Source organism: Mesorhizobium sp. M7A.F.Ca.US.014.04.1.1, assembly GCF_003998745.1.
GTDB lineage: Bacteria > Pseudomonadota > Alphaproteobacteria > Rhizobiales > Rhizobiaceae > Mesorhizobium > Mesorhizobium ciceri.
On sequence record NZ_RZRW01000742.1, the window covers coordinates 1 to 2,448 of the forward strand.

2 protein-coding genes are annotated in these 2,448 nt (G+C 60.3%); both read right to left on the reverse strand.

Annotation, left to right across the window (positions count from 1 at the left end; genetic code table 11):
* On the reverse strand, nucleotides 1-948 hold a 948-nt coding region (locus EOA22_RS30855), incomplete at its 3' end, for an aldehyde dehydrogenase family protein (RefSeq protein WP_245478727.1).
* A 385-nt stretch (nucleotides 949-1,333) separates the two neighbouring features.
* Nucleotides 1,334-2,448, reverse strand: a 1,115-nt coding sequence (locus tag EOA22_RS30860; protein WP_164756074.1) for a pitrilysin family protein, incomplete at its 5' end; no start/stop codon positions are given.

Consider the following 2,448-nt stretch of genomic DNA (forward strand, 5'->3'; position numbering starts at 1 on the left):
TTGGACGTAAATGCGGTTCGCGGAAACGCAGGTCTGGCCGGCATTGCGGAACTTCGCCTGGACCGCACCGTCAACAGCACCGTCAATGTCGGCATCATCGAAGATGATGAAAGGTGCATTGCCGCCGAGTTCAAGGCTGACCTTCTTGATCTGGTCAGAGCACTGACGCATCAGCAGCCGTCCGACCTCGGTCGAACCGGTGAAGCTGATCTTTCGAATCTTGGAATTGGTGCAGAGTTCACGGCCCACGCGATCACCTTCGGACGCATAGATCAGGTTGACCACGCCATCGGGAAAGCCGGCCTGATGGGCGAGGGCGAACATTGCGCCAGCCACGAGCGGCGTCTGTTCAGCGGGCTTGAGCACGATTGTGCAGCCCGCAGCCAAGGCCGGCGAGATTTTGCGCGCCACCATGGAGGCCGGGAAATTCCATGGCGTGATCGTGCCAACAACGCCGATGGGCTGCTTGATCACTAGCATTCGGCGGTCTGTCGAGGGTGCCGAGATCGTCTCGCCATAGACGCGATTGGCCTCCTCGGCATACCATTGCAGATACGCCGCCGCATGCGATACCTCTGAAATGGCTTCGGCAAGCGGCTTGCCCATTTCCGCAGTCAGAATCGCGGCGAGATCGCCTGCATGGTCGATGATCAGCTGATGCCATCGCCAAAGAACGTCGCTACGTTCTCGGGCCGTCAACGCGGCCCATCCCGACTGCGCAACATAGGCCTTGTCTACCGCAGCACGTGTCTCCTCCACGCCCATATCGGGAAGCTCTGCCAAAACTTCGCCGGTCGACGGATTGACGACCTCGAACGTCTTATTGCCAACTGGTCTGCCGAGTGCCGGCAGGCGGTCGATGGCTCCAAACAGGTGCGGGGATTTCAGACGGCGGATCATCGGCAGGCACAGGGGCAATACCGGATTCCTCCTCAACGCAGCGAACATCCAGGTCGACAGGCCGTCAGTGTGTATTCTGCACCAGTGGGTTCGTCGTAGGGCCTCGGCAAAGCAGCTGGTAGACCACGCTAGCCCGATGAAAAGACAGCAGTTTCGTTAGTTTGAGTGCCCGCGGTTCATCAATTGATGGATTAAGCAGTCGGATGTTTGCTTCATCCACCATGCCTGCTGGTGGCATGCGACTGAATTCTGCAAAAAGGCGGCATACATGCTGAGGAGCGCCATTTCGGCGAGAGGCCGCCGGACCGCCAATGCCGCGCAAGGTCGGCGAAAACGACTCCGCGCGTCTGCATGATCTGCTTGGCCCACGGGCCTCCACATTCGCTCTTCCCACGAGAAGCCCCGATGAAGAAGGAAGGTGAGATGAGTTTCTTTACTCATCCTTGCCGCCCAGCGGCGGGCCGACCACCAAAATGGCGGGCTCGGCCGAAAGCAGCTTTTTGGCCGCCGCCTTGACCTGTTTGAGCGTCACCCGACCGATGCTGCGGGCGCGACGCTGGTTGTAGTCGACGTCGGCCTTGTGAATCTGCAAATCCAGGAGCCGGTCTGCAATCGAGCGGGTCGAGCCCAGTTGGTCGATGGCATAGGCGCCGATCAGGTGCTTCTTCGACGCCTTGAGCTCGGCCCCGGTCGGTCCTTGCTGCGCCATCTGCTTTACCACATCTCGCACGATGCTCAGTGTTTGGGCAGCGCAGTCCGAGCGTGTCTCTGTCGTAACCAGAAGCGAGTCAAGGGTTAGTTCAGAGCTGACGTGATAGGCAAGGCCGCGTTTTTGACGTACCTCCTCGTAAAGGCGGGAAGTCAAGTATGAGCCGCCAAGGATGTCGTTCAGCAGCACGGCCGCGTAGAAATCCGGCGCGCTAGGCTTCACGCCAGGCCAGGCCAACGTCAGCGAAGTCTGCGGCAGGTCGTAGTTCTCCTCCACCAGTTGACCGAGTTTCGGCGCGACATCGTAGACGGGGACGAGGGTTTGTTGCTCAGGCAAATCACCAAACAGCTGGTCAAGCCTTTCCCTCAACGTGTTCGCGTCAATGTCACCCACCACGGCAATATGGAGCCCGTCGCGAGCGAAAATGGCCTGGTGGAAGGCGCGGAGGTCGGACGGCGTGATGCCGGGCAGGCTCTCTTTTGTGCCTTCTCCCAGCCTTGAACAAGGATGCGCGCCATAGATCGCGCGCAGCCATTTGCGCTGAGCGATGGCGTTAGGGTCGCGCTCGCTGCCGACGATGCGGGAGACAATCTCGGCGCGGACGCGATCGATCGGCCCCTGCTCGAAGCGCGGCGCGTTCAGCGCGAGCCGAAGCAGGCCGAACGCCGCGTCCTGCTTTTTGGAAAGCATGCACATCGATCCGTAGATGTCGTCGCTTTGCGCGTCCAAACTCATTTCGGCGCCGGCATGGTCGAGCTTCACCTGGAAGGCACCGCTGTCGTAATGGCCAGCGCCTTCGATGAACAGGCCGGCCATCAGTTTGGCCATCCCCTCCTTCC